The organism is Sphingomonas sp. HMP6, from assembly GCF_013374095.1.
In the GTDB taxonomy this organism is placed as follows: Bacteria; Pseudomonadota; Alphaproteobacteria; order Sphingomonadales; family Sphingomonadaceae; genus Sphingomonas.
In genome coordinates this window covers 3,207,952-3,222,029 of sequence record NZ_AP022672.1, presented here as the reverse complement: position 1 = coordinate 3,222,029, position 14,078 = coordinate 3,207,952, and the positions used below count along the sequence as shown (strand labels likewise).

Annotated in this window: 13 protein-coding genes; 4 read left to right on the top strand and 9 right to left on the bottom strand. The window is 64.2% G+C overall.

Features of this window, described 5'->3' with window-relative positions; translation table 11 throughout:
- Nucleotides 1–14: 14 nt before the first annotated feature.
- The 8 genes from HMP06_RS15755 to HMP06_RS15720 form a co-directional block, all read right to left on the bottom strand.
- Complete coding sequence (locus tag HMP06_RS15755) at nucleotides 15–1,079, bottom strand: extracellular catalytic domain type 1 short-chain-length polyhydroxyalkanoate depolymerase (RefSeq protein WP_176497929.1); 1,065 nt, start codon at nucleotides 1,077–1,079, stop codon at nucleotides 15–17.
- Between the two features lie 165 nt (nucleotides 1,080–1,244).
- Nucleotides 1,245–3,404: a catalase gene (locus HMP06_RS15750; RefSeq protein WP_176497928.1), complete on the bottom strand. Its 2,160-nt coding sequence runs from the start codon at nucleotides 3,402–3,404 to the stop codon at nucleotides 1,245–1,247.
- 100 nt (nucleotides 3,405–3,504) lie between these two features.
- The gene (locus HMP06_RS15745; protein ID WP_232089737.1) at nucleotides 3,505–5,910 is read right to left on the bottom strand and encodes a hybrid sensor histidine kinase/response regulator; all 2,406 of its coding nucleotides are present in this window, start codon (nucleotides 5,908–5,910) and stop codon (nucleotides 3,505–3,507) included.
- A gap of 110 nt (nucleotides 5,911–6,020) precedes the next feature.
- The gene (locus HMP06_RS15740; RefSeq protein ID WP_176498596.1) at nucleotides 6,021–7,364 is read right to left on the bottom strand and encodes a cation:proton antiporter; all 1,344 of its coding nucleotides are present in this window, start codon (nucleotides 7,362–7,364) and stop codon (nucleotides 6,021–6,023) included.
- A 60-nt stretch (nucleotides 7,365–7,424) separates the two neighbouring features.
- Complete coding sequence (locus tag HMP06_RS15735; RefSeq protein ID WP_176497927.1) at nucleotides 7,425–8,282, bottom strand: sulfotransferase domain-containing protein; 858 nt, start codon at nucleotides 8,280–8,282, stop codon at nucleotides 7,425–7,427.
- The gene (locus HMP06_RS15730; protein WP_176497926.1) at nucleotides 8,279–9,220 is read right to left on the bottom strand and encodes a hypothetical protein; all 942 of its coding nucleotides are present in this window, start codon (nucleotides 9,218–9,220) and stop codon (nucleotides 8,279–8,281) included. Before HMP06_RS15730 ends, HMP06_RS15735 begins: the two co-directional genes overlap by 4 nt.
- Nucleotides 9,213–11,129, bottom strand: coding sequence for an asparagine synthase-related protein (locus HMP06_RS15725; RefSeq protein WP_176497925.1), 1,917 nt, complete (start codon nucleotides 11,127–11,129; stop codon nucleotides 9,213–9,215). Before HMP06_RS15725 ends, HMP06_RS15730 begins: the two co-directional genes overlap by 8 nt.
- A 53-nt stretch (nucleotides 11,130–11,182) precedes the next feature.
- Nucleotides 11,183–11,344 (bottom strand): hypothetical protein, encoded by a 162-nt coding sequence (locus HMP06_RS15720; RefSeq protein WP_176497924.1) that lies wholly within the window; start codon nucleotides 11,342–11,344, stop codon nucleotides 11,183–11,185.
- Between the two features lie 250 nt (nucleotides 11,345–11,594).
- On the opposite strand from HMP06_RS15720, the gene HMP06_RS15715 reads away from it, so the two are divergent.
- The 4 genes from HMP06_RS15715 to HMP06_RS15700 are packed head-to-tail and all read left to right on the top strand — an operon-like array spanning nucleotide 11,595 to nucleotide 13,747.
- A complete protein-coding gene (locus tag HMP06_RS15715) occupies nucleotides 11,595–12,131 on the top strand; it encodes a phage tail protein (RefSeq protein WP_176497923.1) in 537 nt (178 codons plus the stop codon).
- A 40-nt stretch (nucleotides 12,132–12,171) separates the two neighbouring features.
- Nucleotides 12,172–12,708 carry a phage tail protein gene (locus HMP06_RS15710; RefSeq protein WP_176497922.1) on the top strand — a complete coding sequence of 179 codons (537 nt, stop codon included), beginning with the start codon at nucleotides 12,172–12,174 and terminating at the stop codon, nucleotides 12,706–12,708.
- Nucleotides 12,709–12,726: 18 nt separating this feature from the next.
- Nucleotides 12,727–13,278, top strand: a complete 552-nt coding sequence (locus HMP06_RS15705; RefSeq protein ID WP_176497921.1) for a phage tail protein — start codon at nucleotides 12,727–12,729, stop codon at nucleotides 13,276–13,278.
- A gap of 58 nt (nucleotides 13,279–13,336) precedes the next feature.
- Nucleotides 13,337–13,747, top strand: a complete 411-nt coding sequence (locus HMP06_RS15700) for a GNAT family N-acetyltransferase (RefSeq protein WP_176497920.1) — start codon at nucleotides 13,337–13,339, stop codon at nucleotides 13,745–13,747.
- Here the strand turns inward: HMP06_RS15700 and HMP06_RS15695 are convergent.
- Nucleotides 13,744–14,040, bottom strand: coding sequence for a DUF6916 family protein (locus HMP06_RS15695; RefSeq protein WP_176497919.1), 297 nt, complete (start codon nucleotides 14,038–14,040; stop codon nucleotides 13,744–13,746). The genes HMP06_RS15700 and HMP06_RS15695 overlap by 4 nt on opposite strands.
- Between the last annotated feature and the right edge of the window lie 38 nt (nucleotides 14,041–14,078).

The following is a 14,078-nucleotide window of genomic DNA, read 5'->3' as shown; positions in this document are numbered from 1 at the left end:
GCGTTACCGTTTGCTCAGCGCATCAGCCCGGCTGAGCGCAGCGCCGCTTCGATCGTTGCCTGGACACTATTGACCGGCGCTGCGGGCGGCACGGCTCGCGACATCGATGACCGCGACCGCTCCGCGCCATCAAGCAACCCCCAGCTTTGCGCAATCTGCCAGGTCGAGGAAATACCAACATCGAGCATGTGCGGCATGGCACTGCCGCAGGCGGTGTCGCCGCGTGTGCCGACCGGTGTACCATGCCCCATGCCCGCAATGCGGTGATCCTCTATCAACTGCGTGCCGTCCGCCGCGTGCCACGCGCGGCTGCGCAACTTCCCGCTAACCTCCTCCACATCGGGCGCGGTCGCCGCACCGTGAAGCGTGCGCCACTGCCCGACGATCCGGTCCGCATTGACCGCGTTTACGGTATGATCGGCATCGCCGTGCCAGACGCCGACGCGCGGCCATGGGCCGGGGTGCGACGATGCCGCGCGCACCGCCGCCGCATAGGCCGCGTCGCCCGGATGCCCCTGCCCGCGCATCCGCTCGAGCGCCTGCGGCATTGTCGCCGCCGCGCCATATGGCAGGCCGGCAATGATCGCGCCGGCGCGGAAAACCTCGGGATAGGTGGCCAGCATAACCGAGGTCATCGCGCCCCCCGCCGAAAGACCGGTGACGAAAATCCGCATCGGGTCGATCGCAAAGCGATCGACCATCGCCGCGATCATCTGCCGGATCGATGCTGCCTCGCCCGCATCGCGGCTCGTGTCGGCTGGCACGAACCAGTTGAAGCACATGTTCGGATTGTTCGTGCGCACCTGCTCCGGGAAAAGTACAGCGAAGCCAAAACGCTCGGCCAAATCGGACCAGCCCGATCCGCGATCATAGGAACCCGCATTCTGTGTGCAACCGTGCAGCACCACGACGAGTGGCAGGGCGTCTCCGTCCGGCACGTGGCACCAGCCGTTAAGCGCACCCGGGTTGGCCCCGAATCCTTCCAGTGCACGCAGATGTCCGCCTGTGTCCGGGCCAGCGGCCAAGCCCAGTGATTGCGCGCGAACGAGGTGCTCGATCGTATCGCTGATGGACGGCATATAGAAACTCCAGCAGCGGATAGTTCATGCTGCACTGCAACATGTGACACCGGGCGGTCGCGCTTTCAAGCGGCGCATTGCAATATCACCGCTCTCGCACTGCCTGCCGGTGGCGCGACGGCATTGCCGCCGCGCCTCCGGACCGCGTGGAAGCCCCTACCCCCCTTACGCGTCCAGATCGACCTTCGTTTCCCGCTCCCAAAAGCGCAGAGCCCGACACGCCTCTACCAGCGCGCCTGCGTCCTTCGGCTTCGCCAATTGGACGAAGCCATCATCCATTTCAGGAATCCGCGCCGCGTCGAACAGTACAGCCGCATCCGTCGAGAAACCGATGAACTTACAATGCGCGAACGCATCGGCGCAGAAATCCTTCGCCGCCGCATCCTTGGCGAGCAACGCCGCGCCCGCCGCCGATGGCAGTATCGCAACCGCGTCATACAAAACCGACGGCCCGCCATCGATCTTCTGTTTCGCGGCCACTGGCGTCCCGTCATCAAGCGTCACGCCGCCGATCTTGGGCGCGATCACTTCCCAAACGGCGCCCTCGGCCTCGAGGGCGGCGGTCAGGGCATTGAACACATCCGCGCCGGATCCGTCGGTCAGCACCACGCCCATCTTGCGGCCCTTGAAGTTGCCCGGGCCGTTCGCGAGGATGCTGAGCTTGTCCGACGTCGGCAGATCGATCGTCGGCTTCGCCGCAACCGCCGCCTCGGGCAGCGCCATGCCGAGCCCGTCCGCCACCGTTGCGGCAAGATCCGCATCGATGTTCAGCAGATGCGACACTGCACGCGCACGAATGTCGACGCGGGTCACCTTCGACAGTTCGAACGTCAGCGCATCACCAATGTGCTTCTGCTCGATCGGCTGCTGGCTGAGCAGGAATTGCCGCGCCTGGCTGTAATGATCGGAGAAGGTTTCCGACCGAACCCGCTGTTTGCCGCCATCCGTCGGCGCGGGGTAACTCGTCGTGCCCTTGGGGTTCTCGCGCGGTCCAGCCTCTGCGCCCCAGCTATTCGGCTCGTAATTCACACGACCCTTGGGGTTGGTCATCGCCATGTGACCGTCCTGCTGGAAATTCATCACGGGGCAACGCGGCGCATTGACCGGGATATGCGTGAAGTTTGGTCCGCCGAGACGCTTCAATTGCGTATCGAGATATGAGAAATTGCGCCCGTGGAGCAGCGGATCATCGCTGAAATCGATCCCCGGCGGCACATTGGACGTGCAGAAGGCGACCTGTTCTGTGCTGGCGAAGAAATTGTCGACATTGCGGTTGAGCGTCAGATTGCCGATGATCCGCACCGGGATCAGTTCCTCGGGGATCAGCTTGGTCGAATCGAGATGATCGAACGGCAGCGTGGCCGCCTCTTCTTCCGAGAACAATTGCACCCCAAGATCCCACACTGGGAAATCACCCGCTTCGATCGAATCCCACATGTCGCGGCGATGGAAATCGGGGTCGGCCCCGTTGATCTTGACCGCTTCGTTCCACATCACCGACTGCAAGCCCTGCCGCGGCTTCCAATGGAACTTCACGAAGGTCGAATTGCCCTCGTCGTCGAGCAGACGGAAGCTGTGGATGCCGAAGCCCTCCATCGTCCGCAGCGAGCGCGGGATGGTCCGATCGGACATCTGCCACATCACCATGTGCCACGCCTCGGGCATCAGGCTCGCGAAATCCCAGAAATTGTCGTGCGCGCTCTGCGCCTGTGGGAAGGCGCGGTCGGGCTCTTCCTTCACGGCGTGGATCAGATCGGGGAATTTGATCGCGTCCTGGATGAAAAAGACCGGAATGTTGTTGCCGACCAGATCCCAATTGCCCTCGCGCGTGTAAAACTTCACCGCAAAACCGCGCACGTCGCGCGCCAGATCGGGCGACCCCTTGCTGCCCGCAACAGTCGAGAACCGCACGAACGTCTCGGTTTGCTGCCCGACTTCGCCCAGCACATTGGCGCGGCAGATATCGGACAGGCTGTCGGTCAGTTCGAAGACACCATGCGCTCCGTAACCGCGGGCATGGACCACGCGCTCGGGGATACGCTCATGGTCGAAATGGAAGATTTTCTCGCGAAGCTGGAAATCCTCGAGCAGCGTCGGACCGCGCGGCCCAGCGCGCAAGCTGTTCTGCGCGTCGGCGACCGGGATGCCCTGCTGGCTGGTCATCGTCATCGCTGCATCGGATGTTGTCTGGTGCGTCTCGCCACCATGCCCCTGTGTTTCGGCATAATGGGTGGGCAAATCCGCCCCGGCTGGCGCGGGGGGTACCGTGTTCGCACTCTCGCCCTTGATTTTACCGTTTTCGCCCTTGGCGGTGCTGCGTGCCATCGATCGTCCTCCGCCGCGACGTGCGGCAGCATCCCAAACGCGCAAATCCAAAAAAGGGACCGACGGAATCGTGTAGATATGGATCAAGGATCGCGACGTCTCAGCGCGCCTCCAGCACCGCCCTGATCTTCGCCGCAAGCGCCTCCAGACTGAACGGCTTGCCGATCAGATCGACCCCCTCGTCCAGCTTGCCGTTATGGACAACAGCATTGCGGGTATAACCGGTGGTGAACAGAATCTTGAGATCGGGCCGAAGCGCCCGCGCCGCTTCCGCGAGCTTTGCCCCGTTCATTTCGGGCATAACGACATCGGTGAACATCAGCGCGATTTGAGGATGCTCCTCAAGCAGGCGCAGCGCTCTGGCGGCACCATCCGCTTCGAGCACATGATAGCCAAGCTCGGTCAACGCATCGATGCTGAACTGGCGCACGCCGGGCTCGTCTTCGACGACGAGGATCACTTCGCGATCATCGCCACGCGGCATTTCCGGCGATTCATCCAACGCCAAATCGGTCTGCACTGCACCGTGGAGGCGCGGCAAATAGAGCTTGATCGTCGTACCAAGACCTTGTTCTGTATAGATTTTCACATGCCCGCCGGACTGCTTGATGAAGCCGTAGACTTGGCTGAGGCCAAGACCAGTCCCCTTACCCACCGGCTTGGTCGTGAAGAACGGGTCGAACGCCTTTTCGACCACTTCGGGCGGCATGCCGCTGCCCGTATCGGTCACCGCGATCAGGACATATTGCCCGGCAGCGGTGCCAAGATTGGCGGCTGCGTAGCGTTCGTCGAGATGCGCGTTCTGCGTCTCGATCGTCAGATGGCCGCCTTCGGGCATCGCATCGCGCGCGTTGACCGCCAGGTTGAGCAAGATGTTCTCGAGCTGGTTGGGATCTGCAGGCGTGCGCCACAGACCACCCGCGAGCACGATCTCGAGCTGGACATCGGCCCCAAGCGAATGGCGCAGCAGGTCCGACATGCCGGACACGAGTTTATTGGCATCGACCGCCGCTGGCTGGAGCGGTTGCTGGCGCGAGAAAGCCAGCAGCCGCTGCGTCAGCGATGCCGCACGGCGGGCGGCGTCGTTCGCCGCATCGATATAGCGCCGCGCCCGGGTGTCGCTGTTCGACATGCGCCGTTCGAGCAGTTCGAGCGACCCCATTACCACCGCAAGCATATTGTTGAAATCGTGCGCGATACCGCCGGTCAACTGTCCCACCGCCTCCATCTTCTGGCTTTGCCGCAACGCCTCCTGTGCCTTGGCGAGCTCGTCGGCCGCTGCCTTTTCGAGCGTGACGTCGCGTCCGGTCGCATAGATCAAGCCATCCTCCGGGGTGGCGACCCAGCCGAACCAGCGGAACCCGCCATCCTTGTGGCGGTAGCGGTTTTCGAAGCGCTGCAGCGGCTGTTCGGCGGCGTGGCGCAGCGCGGCATTCGTATCGGCTTCGTCGTCCGGTACCAGAAAATCGAACAGCGACCGCCCGATCCACTCCTCAGGGGCCCATCCCAGACTGGCCGTAACCGAGGGGCTGACCGCGCGGAAGGTCCCGCGCGGGCCGACGATGACGATCAGATCCTGCGAATTGCGCCACACCCGATCACGATCGGCGGTGCGCTGCGCGACCTCTTGCTCAAGCGTAGCATTGAGCTTGACGAGTGCCGCCGCCGTGGACTTTTGCTCTTCGATGTCGGTGTTGGTGCCGATCCAGCGCTGCGGGCTTCCGTCGCCTGCCAGAATCGGCACGGCACGTGCCAAGTGCCAGCGATAGGCGCCATCCGCGCGCCGCAGCCGAAATTCGGTTTCGTAGCGGTCACCCGATGCCAGCGCCGCGGCCCACCGCTCGGTCGCGATCGGCGCGTCATCGGGATGGACCATCGCGGCCCAGCCATGCCCCGCCAATTGGTCACCGCTAAACCCGGAATAGGCATAGACGCGTTCATTGAACCAATCCAGCAGGCCATCGGGTTGCGCTGCCCACACCTGATTGGGCATCGCTTGTGCGAAGGTGCGGAACTCGGCTTCGCTTGCTGCGAGCGCAGCCTCGGCCCTGTGCTGCGCGGTCACGTCGGCATTGGTGCCAAACCAGCGCACGACCCGGCCGGTCCGGTCCTGGAGTGGGACGACGCGGGTCAGGAACGGTCGGAAAGACCCGTCCGCGCCCCGCAGCGGGAAGGTCATTTCGAATGCTTCGCCGCTGGCGATGCACCCGGTCCACCGCTCCATCACTATGGGCAGGATTGCCGGGTCGTGGACCGTTTGCCAGCCCCAGCCGGACATGGCTTCGGGCGAGCTGCCACAATAATCGTGCCAACGGCGATTGTACCAGCCGATTGCCCCGTCGCCGTCGGCGATCCAGCACAAGGCGGGCAGATTGTCGGCGAGCAGACGCAGTTCTGCCTCATCCGGCAGCGATTCTACCAGCGCCGCCAGCGCAAGCTCAGTCGGTGCGACCTGACGCCAGTACGCATCCGCAAAGTCGACGCCGGTCGAATCCCCAAGTGGCAAGGTGTCACTCCGTTTCGCGAAGGCCTGTGGATGCCACGGAGGATTTGCATGAAGTCGCGCCTGACGCAATCCGCCCCAACCGCGTCAGGCGTAATGTTGTCTGTCCCGTCTCACGCAACCGCAGGATCGATCGCACGCGCGTGTCGGCCATAGACGAATTCGAACAGCGGCGTCGCCATCACAGTAGTCACGATCGCCATCAACACCAGCATCGCGAACAGCGTCGGGCCGATAATGCCCTTTTGCAGCCCGATATTGATGATGATCAGCTCCATCAGCCCGCGCGAATTCATCAGCGCGCCAATGCCGAGCGCGGTGCGGTTCTCCTCCCCCGACAGTCGCGCCGCAAGATAGCAGGCGCCGCCCTTGGCCAGGATCGACGCGAACAGGATCAGCACCGCAATCAGCAGCAGCGGCCCCGAGTTGACCATGTCGAGCCGCGTGTTGAGCCCGGAATAGGTGAAGAACATCGGCAGCAGCAGCACGACCGCAAGCGGCTCGACGGTGCGCTGGATCTCGCTGGCAAGCCGCCCGCGCGGCATCGCGACACCCATGATGAACCCGCCGAAGATCGCGTGAATGCCGACCGCGTCCATCAGAAACGCCGAGGTGCAGAATGCGATCAACACGATTGCGAGGGCGAAGTGGTTGATACTTCCCTCTCGCTCCACCAGGCGCCCGAGCGGGGCGAGCAGGCGCGGGGCAAACAGCAGCACGGCCCCCGCCCACAAAATCCCGCCCCCGATCGCGAGGATCGCAACCCCCGGCCCACCGCCGAAGGTCGCCAGCACCAGCGCTAGCACGCACCACGACACAGCGTCGTCAAACGCGCCTGCGGTCAGCGCGAGCGTGCCGAGCGCGCTGTCGCTTAGCCCGCGCTCGGTGATGATCCGCGCCAGCATCGGAAACGCCGTCAGCGCGATGCACGCACCCAGAAACAGCGTCGCATTGGCTTGGCTGATCCCCGGCGCAAATAGCCCCGGGACGCCGAGCAACAGCGGCGTGATCAACACTGCGACACCGAACGGTGCGGCGATCCCCGCGAACGACACCGCCGCCGCGCTCTTCGCCTTGGCGCGGAAATGATCGAGCCGCAGCGTCGTGCCGACTAAAAACATGTAGAGTCCGACGCCAAGTTGCGCCCCGGCGTACAACACGTTGCGCGTTTCCGTCGGGAAGATCGCGCCCTGCAAACCAGGAAAGAACAGCCCCAGCAAAGACGGGCCGAGCACGACGCCCGCGATCATCTCCCCGACGACTTGCGGTTGGCCCAAGAAGCGCTTTCCGATCCATCCGACGATCCGGCAGGCGATCAGGATGATCGCAAGCTGCAGGAAGAAATGGAGACTGATATCGCCAGGGGCATAGCTTATGGCGGACGCTGGAGTGGCCGGGCCGTGGCCGACCAGCACCCCGCCCGCTGTTTTTCCCAAACTGTCGATCCAGCCCTGCATCATGCCCCGCCCCGCGCGGCCGATGACGGGCCGCGCCAACCGCATAAGGCGGCAAGCGGGTTACAGATAGCCGAAACGATGCATCATGGCGTGATGATCGGTGGCAACCCGCGCCGCCTGATCTGGCGTCAGCACATCGCGCCATCCGCCGCTGCGCCCGGTGTGAAAGAACCGTTCGGCGCTCCCGGGTTTCCCGCGAAAGCCGCTGCGCGCTTCTTCGTCCGCCAGCCGTTCGAACCGCGTCGCCGCCACCGCACCCGCGATCGCGGATTCAGGGGCATCCCAACCAAGATGCGCCGCCACCAGCGCGAGTGTCGTCGGCAGATCGGCGTGCATGTCCTCGTAACGGATCACCAGGGGGGCGAGGCCGGATTCGTCGATCCAGCTTGCGGCATGATCCGACCAACCTCCGATCCGCTGGGCGATGGCACTATTGATGCGGTCCGCGTCGGGCCCCAACCGGGCTTCGCTGTTTGCCAGAAACCGGATCGACCAGTCGAGCGACCCCGCCATGAACCGCGCCCACGAAACCGCAACGTCGCGCGGGTCGCGCACGATGTAGAGCGCCGCTCTGGTATGGTGCCGGTCGAACACCGCGCGTCCATCGCTGGTGCGGAACCAACAATCATGGATTTTGCACAGTTCGGCCTGCTCGCCCGTGCCGAAGTGCAGATCGTGAAAGGCCGGTCGCAAGGCCTCGATCTCGGCATCGGTCATGTTGCCGCTATCGGCCTCAAGCAAGCCATCGAACAAATGCCGACCGATCGCCATCCGCGCATAATCGTTCAGCTCGGACAAGGCGATGGGCGCGCCGCCCGCTTGCAGCGACTTGAGCGCGAGCCGCAGCCAGGTGTTGCCTGATTTCGGATAGGAGGCGAGCCAGATCGCCCGACCAGACAGCGCGGAAGGGACGCTCACCGCGCCGCCCGCACTGTCGCCACGATCTCATCGACGAGCGCATCGAGCGCGGCAAAGTCGACAGCGCGGTGCAGCGTGAAATGCTGTGGGAAAGCCGCAGCGGCCGCAACCGTGCGCGCCATCGCGGTCGGAACGCCGACCATGCCGACCAGCGAACGCCAGCGATAGACCTGGCGGCGAAACGCCTCGACCGCGTCATGCCCGCGCAGGCGCTGAAAGCGTGGTCGCCCGTCGTGCTTGATCGAATCACGCTCGGACAGCGGCCGCAAATGGAAGAGTGCGGCGGGCGGCATCGCCGGGGGCGGCGCGTCTCCGTGCAACGAGCGGCTGAACTTTTCGAGCCCGGCGCGACACCGTTCGGCGTCGCTCGCGGCCCACCCACCGTTGGCCAGTGAATCCGACCATAAACGAATCCGCCGAAGACTTGGAAGAATTTGCGCTACCGCCCCGCGCGCATCGACCGGCGAAACATCGTCCGACAACACGGCATAGCCGCGTCGCGCAAAGGCATCGGTCAACGTCGATTTTCCCGATCCCGATGCCCCGGCAAAACAGATGGCGGTGCCGTCCACCACCACGCTCGCCGCGTGCAGCGGCACCACGCCGCGCTGATGCAACAGAAAACCCAATCCGCTTCCCAACAGGAACAGGCGGATCGCCGGATCCGCCACCGTCGTTCGCGGCGCGATCGTGATGCGCGCACCATCCTCGATCAGATATTCCGCGACGGCATCGATCGCGAAGCGCGCGCGCCCATGCGCGTCGACTTGGACCAGGGCAGTTTCCAGAACGGGTGCCTGCATGGCCGGCACCGCCCCCAACCCGATCCTCACCTCCGGCGCGCGCGCGTCGCCGGTCCAGCGCGACAAATCGGGCAGCGTGATTGCACTTGCCACGCGCCAGCCGCACAGCGCGTAATCGTGGGTATCCTCACCCATTGTTGCGTTCATATTGCCGCAGGAAGCCGCCCATCGCGATGCCACGGCTCAGCGCGTGGGCATACAATTGCTTGCTGCCGCGTGCCGATTCGGCATCGGTGGGCCAAGTGTCCAGCAGCCGCCGCATGCGCGCGACATCGACCACGCGTGCGGCGAGCGGAGAGCGCTCGATCCGGTCGATCGCCTCGGCCATTTCGTCGCGTCGCGGCATCAGGACTTCATACCATTCGGGACATTGCAGCCCGCGCCGCGTCTCCGCGAGCAATTCGGCCGGCAGCCGATCTGCAAGCACCCGTCGCGCGAGCCACCGATCCTGCCCGTCGCGCCAGAACTGATCGTTCGGCGTGCCGAGCGTGAATTCCACGAGCCGCCGATCGGCATAGGGATCCAGGCCCGGCACTCCACCGCGCCGCCGCCCACCCCCGGCTAGGTCGTGCACGACCTGGCCCTGCAATGCCCGCAGCCGCTGCTGGCGGACCGACGTGCGGGTGGACTCGTCGAACGGCAGGTCGTGCTCATGCTCGCGCGCGTGCCGGTCATAGGCCAGCGAGTGCAGGAACTGCTCCGACACCACGCTATAATCCGCCCAGGGCAGCCGACCGCCCAATTGCCAACGCTGCCGCGCGCGCAGCACGGCGCGCGGCACGAACGGCCGGACCAGCTGCGCTGCAAGCACGCGACCGAGCGGGCGGCGCTGCGCCGCGGCGCTGTTCCGCGCGGCTTGCCACGCCCCGGCCAAGCGTCCCGCCCGGACATCGGCCGCGATCGACGGGCGCCCCTCCCACGACAGCGTGATGTTGCCGCACCCGCCGCCCAGCAGCAGATCAACCCCGGCGGCGGCCACGCGATCGACGACCAGCTGGAACCACAAGGCGTTGACGCTGACCATGCGGGGGACCGCGAACTCGACAGCGTCGCGCTCGGCATCGATCGTGGGAACGCCGCCGCAATCGTCGCGGATAATCGTGAGATCGATATTGGGGTATAACGCGGCGATGGCCTCGACCAGGGGAGTTTCGTCCAACGCATCATAGGGATGCGTACCACCTGGCGCGCGATGAAAGGCAGGGAAGCGCCGGTCGCCGAGCAGCCGCGCGACGGTCGCGGTAACGCCGGCCGAATCGAACCCACCCGAAACCGTCGTGGCCACCGTCCCACCCGGAGGCAGGCGGCACGCGACCGCACGATCGAACAGCGCGCGTGCGGCCTCCACATAATCGGCGTCGCGGGGCAGCCGCACGTCGGCGATATGATCGAGCGTCCAATAGCGCGCGACTCGCATTTCGTATCCGCGTACCGTGACCGTGCCGCCCGGCGGCACCCGCTTGATATGGCGATACAGCGTGCGTTGGGTGTCCTGGTTTTCGATTGTCAGATATTGCGCGAGCACCAGATCATCGATCTCGCGCGAGACATCTGGCAAGGACAGCAGGGACTGAAGCGTCGTCGCGAAAAACACATGCGGCCCGTGTTCAACATAATAGAGCGCACGGGTGCCGAGACCGTCGCGCGCCAGCGTCAACTCGCGCCGCACCTCGTCCCACACCGCAAAGGCAAAACTGCCGTTCAGGCGCTCTGCCGCCTGCGCACGCCACGCATCGCACGCCGCCGCCACCAACATGGCACTCGACCGGTGGGGGCCGGCGGCAACCCCGAGTGCACGCGCGATTTCGTCGGGTTCGTCGAGCCGCGCATCGGCGGCGACAATCAGGCCAGACGCGGTTTCGACTGGGAGATCGGCGGTCGCCCCGCGCTCGCTGTCGCGCAGGGCGCGATGTACCACCGCGGCAACGCCATCGCGCCAGAGCCGCGGACGCCCGATGCCGCCGACGCTCGCGACGATCCGGTCGACCAAACGCGAGTCGATCGCGTCGCCATCGCGCCGTACGGCTCCGGCGAATTCACCCATTGTGTTGCCCTGTCACCCGTGCACGCGCGGCGGCTGCGCGCGGAAAACGCGCCTCAGCTAGGTCCGGTCGTCACGTAATAACCACCGAATCGATCGAGTCCGTCATCACCCGGCCGGGCAGCGGTGTTCTGCGTCAGATCCGCAATCTGCTGCTCGATCAGGACCGGCGTCTGCCACGCCGGCCGTTCATTCCCACCCTTGTTCGACATGGTCACTTTGGCGCGCCCTTTCCCTGTGTTACGTTCCCTTAATACAAAAGGGAGCTCCATTTCAACTGCGAGTACACCACCTGCCGTGGCTAGACAGACTAGTGCGCCAAATAATCGTCTACAATTGACTTGACGACTGCCCTGCTAAGCCTGCTATCAATCATACCCGAAACGAATGGGGTCTGCGAGATCGCCGACATCGGCGCGGCGGCCTTAGTTTGGTCGCTGTGCGTACGATGCAGGAGGGGGATAGCCGATGAGTTCACCGTTTATAGGCGAAATTCGCGCATTCGGCTTCGGGTTTCCCCCGAAGACCTGGGCACTTTGCAACGGGCAGCTTCTGCCGCTCAATCAGAATGCGGCGCTTTTTTCGCTGCTCGGCACCACTTACGGCGGCAACGGCACGACCACTTTCGCATTGCCCGATCTGCGCGGGCGCGCGGCCCTCACGTTCGGTCAAGGTCCCGGCCTATCGACCTACGTCCTTGGTCAGTCGAGCGGCACTGAAAACGTCACACTTTTGTCGACCCAAATACCACAGCACACCCATTTATGGACCGCTTCGACGGCACTGGGTAATCAACCAGGACCGGGAGCAGGCTTTCTCGCGGGCGGGCAAATCCCCAATGGTACGTTGATCCCGAACTTTACCGCGCCCGGCGGGGCGACCGTGCCGCTGGCGAGCAACACGCTGGCCACCACCGGCAACAGCGCCGGACACAACAACATGCAGCCCTATCTGGTGGCGAATTACTGCATCGCGTTGCAAGGCATCTTCCCATCGCGGAATTGATGATCGCCGGGGAACGACATTCTTTTCGAAGGACGCTATCATGGCACAACCATTTCTAGGCGAAATCAAACTCTTTGCCGGAAATTTCCAAATCCGCGGCTGGGCGTTTTGCAACGGGCAATTGCTGTCGATCGCTAACAACGACGCCTTGTACACACTGCTGGGTACCACTTATGGTGGCGACGGGATCAATACGTTTGGTTTGCCGAACCTGCAGAGCCGAGTGATGGTTCACCAGGGCACCGGGGCTGGCCTGACGACACGCGTGATGGGCGAAGTTGCCGGGGCCGAGAATGTTTCGGTATCGACTGCGCAATTGCCCGCGCACACCCACACCGTCATTGCAACGACCGCCAACGGGACGACGACCTCTCCCGCCAATGCGCTGCCGGCGGCACCAAGCCTGTCCACCTCGTTCGGGTATCTGAGCGGCACCGCGACCGGCACCACCGACGCCGCGCCCGCGCCGACCGCGATTGCGTCGGCGGGGAACAGCCAACCACATAACAATATCATGCCAGTGCTGGCGTTGAACTATCTCATCGCCCTTGAGGGCGTTTATCCGCAACAAAATTGAGCGGCAGGGGACAAAGACATGTCTGACCCATATATCGGCGAAATTCGCCCCTTCGGTTTCAACTTCGCGCCGCGAAACTGGATGTTCTGCCGCGGGCAAATCTTGGCGCTTTCATCGAACACGGCGTTGTTTTCGATCCTCGGGACCACGTACGGCGGGAATGGGACAAGCACCTTTGCTTTGCCCAATTTGCAGAGCCGCCTCCCCTTGGGAATGGGCACCGGCCCAGGTCTGTCGACCTATGTCCTCGGCGAGCAGACGGGCGAGGAGAATCACTTGCTCCTTTCGACCGAAATGCCGGCGCACAGTCATGCCCCTTATACGCGGGTGAAGCCCGGCACGGCCGACGGTCACCGTGTTCCGGTGGCAGGCGATTATCTGACGCGTTTGAACGTCACGGCCAACGCACCGGGCCTGACCTGGCTCACTGCCCCGCTGTCGAATGCGACCACCTTGCACCCGACCGCAGTCGGGCTGGTGGGCGGCAACCAAGCGCATCCCAATCTCCAGCCGAATCTAGCGGTTAATTTCTGCATTTGCGTGGCTGGGATTTTCCCGTCCCGCAACTGAGGTGATCAGACCGACGATCCGTCCCGAAACGGCGGAGGACGATACGTTTCTCCGCCGTTTGACAATCGAAGGACGTTGGGCAGAATTCGCCCCGCTGCCGCTGTCCGACGCGCACAAGCGCATGTTGCTTGAACAGCAGCATCTGGCGCGGCAGCATCACTACCGCACTTTTTATACCGGCGCCGATTTCAGCGTGATCGAGCTGGACGGCGAGCCGGTCGGTCGGCTGTGCCTGCTGCGCGGTGCGGGGGACCATCTTCTCGTCGATATTGCCGTGCTGCCCGAACGCTCCGGTCAAGGCGTGGGCGGCGCGTTGCTCGAATCGATCCTCGCCGAGGCGGCAGCCCTCGGCCGCAGCGTGTCGCTGCGCGTCGAACATACCAACCCGGCGCGACGGCTCTACGAACGCAAGGGCTTTCGCGAAACCGCCCGCCACGAAATCGACGCCGAAATGGTGTGGCGCGCTTAGTTGTACAGCGCCTCATAGCGGAATGCGCCCTGAGGCGTACGCCCGATCGCTGACAGGCTGATGGGAAACGGTTCCATCGCGGGATGCGTGATTTCGATCAGGTTGGCGACCATGTAATCGGTGCGCGTCCCCAGGAAGGTCAGGCTGAAGGGCGCGCGATGCCCCTCGGGTGGCGCGCGCGTGATCGGGTCTGCCGATTCGAGCCGCAGCACATCCTCCAGGCCGTCGCCGCGAACGACAAAATCGGTACCGACCAAAGGCAGGAACGTCTCGACGGTATGGGCCTCTGTCATCCTTGGTCTTCCCCTGTGATATTGGCGATGCACATCTC

Excerpts from the sequence above, each read along its gene's own strand:
- HMP06_RS15705 (WP_176497921.1), top strand. The coding sequence starts at position 12,727 with ATGTCTGACCCATATATCGGCGAAATTCGCCCCTTCGGTTTCAACTTC.
- HMP06_RS15710 (WP_176497922.1), top strand. The coding sequence starts at position 12,172 with ATGGCACAACCATTTCTAGGCGAAATCAAACTCTTTGCCGGAAATTTC.
- HMP06_RS15715 (WP_176497923.1), top strand. The coding sequence starts at position 11,595 with ATGAGTTCACCGTTTATAGGCGAAATTCGCGCATTCGGCTTCGGGTTT.
- HMP06_RS15755 (WP_176497929.1), bottom strand. The coding sequence starts at position 1,079 with ATGCCGTCCATCAGCGATACGATCGAGCACCTCGTTCGCGCGCAATCA.
- HMP06_RS15750 (WP_176497928.1), bottom strand. The coding sequence starts at position 3,404 with ATGGCACGCAGCACCGCCAAGGGCGAAAACGGTAAAATCAAGGGCGAG.
- HMP06_RS15725 (WP_176497925.1), bottom strand. The coding sequence starts at position 11,129 with ATGGGTGAATTCGCCGGAGCCGTACGGCGCGATGGCGACGCGATCGAC.
- HMP06_RS15695 (WP_176497919.1), bottom strand. The coding sequence starts at position 14,040 with ATGACAGAGGCCCATACCGTCGAGACGTTCCTGCCTTTGGTCGGTACC.
- HMP06_RS15730 (WP_176497926.1), bottom strand. The coding sequence starts at position 9,220 with ATGGGTGAGGATACCCACGATTACGCGCTGTGCGGCTGGCGCGTGGCA.
- HMP06_RS15740 (WP_176498596.1), bottom strand. The coding sequence starts at position 7,364 with ATGCAGGGCTGGATCGACAGTTTGGGAAAAACAGCGGGCGGGGTGCTG.